Source organism: Xenorhabdus innexi (assembly GCF_002632485.1).
GTDB classification, from domain to species: Bacteria; Pseudomonadota; Gammaproteobacteria; order Enterobacterales; family Enterobacteriaceae; genus Xenorhabdus; species Xenorhabdus innexi.
In genome coordinates this window covers 1-2033 of sequence record NZ_NIBU01000147.1, presented here as the reverse complement: position 1 = coordinate 2033, position 2033 = coordinate 1, and the positions used below count along the sequence as shown (strand labels likewise).

Below are 2033 nucleotides of genomic sequence, written 5' to 3'. Positions count from 1 at the left end.
TGGAAAACGAGCTTGGGCTGAAAAGAATTTAGCTCAAATCTAAACTCACAGTGACACCCCAAAAATAGGTAACTGTCCGATCAAGTTTGAGTCAATACAGCTTATTAACTTCAGACCTCGCCAAAAGCGGGGTTTTTTGCTTTCTGGGGGAATGCATGTCTACACCCGTTACAGAATCCTTAATTTTTCGTCCCGCCTCTGAGCAACCCATGCCTGATATGAACGGAAAAGAAGTGTTAGTTTATAACGCTTGTGACGGCTGGCATATTGGCTATGTCCGATTTTACGATGGAGAATATGCTGGTATTTATCCGTGGATGGGAGAGGAATTCGAACCTCGATACTTCTATATTGCGTGGGCATTACTGCCTGATGGCTTTAAAATTGCAGATCTGTTTGAAGACCAGAAAGCCACACCGGAAGAGCACGATCGCCATTGGGCGGCGAGAGAGAAACAGAGCTAGGGGCAGATCACCCTCATGAAAGATGAATTCGAATGGTGTGATGAGTTCGATGGATTTTAATTCCCCCGGATTCGAGGGAATCTGGTAGTCTACTTTTTATCTTCGTCTTTTTTCAATTTAAGCCCAAAGAGAACAAGCCCAATAGCCAATACGCTTTCGACAGTACCCAGTAAAAAATCATCATATTGAATAAATCTAATACCAGCCATAAAAAGTAATATCCCACCGGCAAGAATGAATTTAAATGACTTTTGTTTGAGTGGGTTCTTATCGTTCGGTTGCATATAAATCCTTTATATTGAATGGTAAAATATAGCATGAGTATCACATGTTCGGTTATGCCGAACAACTGCATCCTGTAGCTATAAGAGTTTCAGTAGCGCGAGACAGTCCGGCTGAACTAAATCAGCCAATCTATCATTGAGTAATAACCAGCATGGCATGCATCAGCACCAAACTTCAAATATACACCTCACTGAATGGCGCACTCGACTAACAGAGAGGCTTTATAATACGCCACCTTATTTTAGTGCGTATTCATTCTGTCACGGGTTATTCAATAGAGATCAAAGCCTGACCCCAGTAATATTAACGGGCTAGTTAGCAGTAGGCTGAAATAACCTTTAACGAATAATAAAGCGAGGTGTTTATGTCTGACGTTAATAAGCTGGATAATACGGCTCTTCCATGCCCATTGAACCCCAATGAATATAAGAGTAATGAAATTGCGCCTATTGGTTCTTTCCCGTGGGCAATGATTCAAGTGTATTTGGGAAGAAGGGTGAATCGACACGTTTGGAATGAGGCTGATGCGTATATTAGCCTCCGTCCAGCATCAGGAGGATTGCCTCCGCTTCTGAGTAAATACGATAAAAAAGACGGGATTACAATATGGACGCCAACTGCAGATGATATGATGGGGTGCGATTGGGTGTTACTAAAATCAGATAGCAAGCCTGATATCAAATGCCCTTTTAACCCCACTCAATACAACTTAGCTGCAATCACGGGTTCATTGCCATGGGCGCTGATCCAAGTGTATTTAGGGAGTAAGGTATCTCGTAGTAGCTGGAATTCCTCGTATGAATATATCTATCTTGTCCAGAAATCGGATGTGTCCAGCGGAGGAGAAAAAATTGCTCATATAGAGAAGATGTTTGAGTCAGAGAAATCTGAATCCTGGACACCAGAACAAGAAGACTTGATGGCTTGTGATTGGAAGTTGCTAGTGGTGTATTCTGCTATTAATGACATCACTTTGTATTCCCACGGTAAAGCCACTTAAAAGGTTTAGCTAATACCCGGTTGTAATATTCGATATATTTTAAAATGCATGTCCGTAATATCGCTTTGCTGCTGACGGAAAGCCGCCTGAGCAAATGTCGGGAGACCAGACTGAACCAACATTCAATTTGATTTAACCAGGAAGCGTGTTTGGGGGTATAAACGAATCGGATCCGATGTGTCGGGTCTGATAGAAACTGCATGCGTGTCTCCATGGATTGAAGCGTTCCCCACTGGCCTTTCACTCCCAGTCCCTCATTAAGACCACAGGCTTCGGCAATGAAT

Annotated in this window: 4 protein-coding genes; 2 read left to right on the top strand and 2 right to left on the bottom strand. The window is 42.6% G+C overall.

Annotated features, from left to right (window positions below):
* Positions 1–155: 155 nt before the first annotated feature.
* Complete coding sequence (locus tag Xinn_RS20560; protein WP_099137798.1) at positions 156–464, top strand: hypothetical protein; 309 nt, start codon at positions 156–158, stop codon at positions 462–464.
* Between the two features lie 89 nt (positions 465–553).
* On the opposite strand, the gene Xinn_RS20555 is transcribed toward Xinn_RS20560, so the two are convergent.
* On the bottom strand, positions 554–748 hold the full coding sequence (locus Xinn_RS20555) for a hypothetical protein (protein ID WP_086953080.1): 195 nt from the start codon (positions 746–748) through the stop codon (positions 554–556).
* A gap of 365 nt (positions 749–1113) precedes the next feature.
* Between Xinn_RS20555 and Xinn_RS20550 the strand changes: the two genes are divergently transcribed.
* Positions 1114–1749 (top strand): Thoeris anti-defense Tad2 family protein, encoded by a 636-nt coding sequence (locus Xinn_RS20550; RefSeq protein ID WP_099137797.1) that lies wholly within the window; start codon positions 1114–1116, stop codon positions 1747–1749.
* Here Xinn_RS20550 and Xinn_RS23640 read toward each other — a convergent pair.
* Positions 1718–2033, bottom strand: a 316-nt coding sequence (locus tag Xinn_RS23640) for a transposase (protein ID WP_211285986.1), incomplete at its 5' end; no start/stop codon positions are given. The two genes, Xinn_RS20550 and Xinn_RS23640, sit on opposite strands and share 32 nt — an antisense overlap.